Below are 1,799 nucleotides of genomic sequence, written 5' to 3'. Positions count from 1 at the left end.
AAACACTTCTTTATATGCTGCGTAAAAATACAGTAATCAATTGAACCAAAATAGGAACTCAGCTATGGTTTGTTTATCAATAAAACAAATTTTAAAACGAGTTAATCTACAGGCTCGTTATGTGCCTATGCTTTGGCTCTTCTATATATGGGAATATTTATGAATATTAAAATTAAATTTTCGGTACTATCGTTATTTACTATGTTAAGTTTTTCGTCATCAGCTAGTTCTAGTGATTATGCTGGGACTGCTCATGTAATTAAAGGTGAGGCTGAAGTCAACGTTTCAACGTTATTTACCTGTAAAAACGGACGTTCACGTCCGTCTCCAGTCGGCATTAAAAAATATGATAATATTGAATATCTTGTTCCTGCAAAGGTTCAATATGAACAAAAGAATTTTGCCACAGACCTTTATAATGAATGCTCGAAGGTAACCCCAAAATCTTTATCTGAGGTTAACTTGTCGTCCGTACCTATCATAGAAGTAGATAAAGATGGGGAAGTTATTACAGGGTACATATTTGCAGATAATTACTTTGAATTATTTATAAACGGTAAGTTAATAGCCGTGGATCCTATACCTTTTACTCCTTTTAATTCCAATATCGTGAAATTTAAAGTTAAAAAGCCATATGATATAGCAATCAAAGTTGTTGATTGGGAAGAAAATTCAGGCTTGGGTAGTGAAGATAACCGTGGTAAACGTTTTCACCCTGGAGACGGTGGCTTTATTGCAAGCTTCTCAGATGGTACGAAAACCAATTCTAAATGGTCAGCTCAAACTTTTTATACCTCTCCTGTTTATGATCTGAAGTGTGCTAAAGAAATAGGAGATCAGCGTTTAACAACAAAATGCAGTACCAATGGTGCGGATAAGTATATTGAGACCTATTCGTTACATTGGGATATCCCAGTAAATTGGAAATTAAACGAAAGTTACTTATCTTGGCCAAATTCAGTGGAATTTACGGAAGATGAAATTGGTGTTAATAATAAGAAAGCTTATATGAATTTCCAAGAACAGTTCTCAGGTTCTGGTGCTTCATTTATTTGGTCAAGCAATCTTGTTTTAGATAACCTTGTATTATTCAGGTATCGAGTTAAATAAGGCACATAACAAGTCACTAAAGCAGGACAAATAACAGTTGGTTTTTGCTCCTGCGTCGCTTATTTTAACCAACTATTATTTGCCTCTTAGTGAGGCGTTGAGGCTGTAGAATTACTCTTTCTAGGAACGTATTCTACTATTTTCAATTGATTGCTTTTTAACCTTGAATCCATTCATTCGCTGTGATCTAATAGATATTATTCACCCACGGTAAACTGTTATGGCTAACTACAAGCCTGACTTATCCTGTCAAAATAAATTCATTCCTATCAATTTCGCTGAGCAAATTCTGCCTGGCACTTTTGAGTATGCCCTTTGTTATATTGTCGAAAATAAACTCGATTTATCGGGGTTTGACGCGTGGTGCAACAATGACAAAACGGGCGCGGCGGCGTATCCACCTTCGGTAATGCTAAAGATTATTTTACTGGGCTATGCACATGGTTTGATCAGTAGCCGTCGAATTGCTAAAGCGTGTGAGACGAACATTTTATTTATAGCAATTAACAGTGACACCCATCCTAAATTTTGCTCTTTTTTAAATTAAGGACTACGTTTTATTTAGTGTAAAAAACAAGCAGGGTGTCTTATGGCTATCGCAAGAAAGCGTCAAGTAAGTTTGGTTGATACAAAGTACTACCACTGTATTTCACGTTGTGTACGCCGTGCATTTTTATGTGGCGAAGACC

1 protein-coding gene and 2 pseudogenes are annotated in these 1,799 nt (G+C 35.9%); all 3 read left to right on the top strand.

Features of this window, described 5'->3' with window-relative positions:
* Positions 1-159 precede the first annotated feature (159 nt).
* Entirely contained in the window at positions 160-1,110 is a 951-nt protein-coding gene (locus I6F45_RS21190) for a hypothetical protein (protein WP_165729605.1), read from the top strand.
* Positions 1,111-1,330: 220 nt separating this feature from the next.
* A pseudogene (locus I6F45_RS21185) lies at positions 1,331-1,645 on the top strand (transposase); the annotation flags it as partial.
* Positions 1,646-1,699: 54 nt separating this feature from the next.
* Positions 1,700-1,799 (top strand): annotated as a pseudogene (locus I6F45_RS21180) (transposase); the annotation flags it as partial.

It is taken from the genome of Pseudoalteromonas sp. SWYJZ19, assembly GCF_015864375.1.
Classification (GTDB): Bacteria; Pseudomonadota; Gammaproteobacteria; order Enterobacterales; family Alteromonadaceae; genus Pseudoalteromonas; species Pseudoalteromonas arctica.
This window is presented reverse-complemented; position numbering and strand designations above follow the sequence as displayed.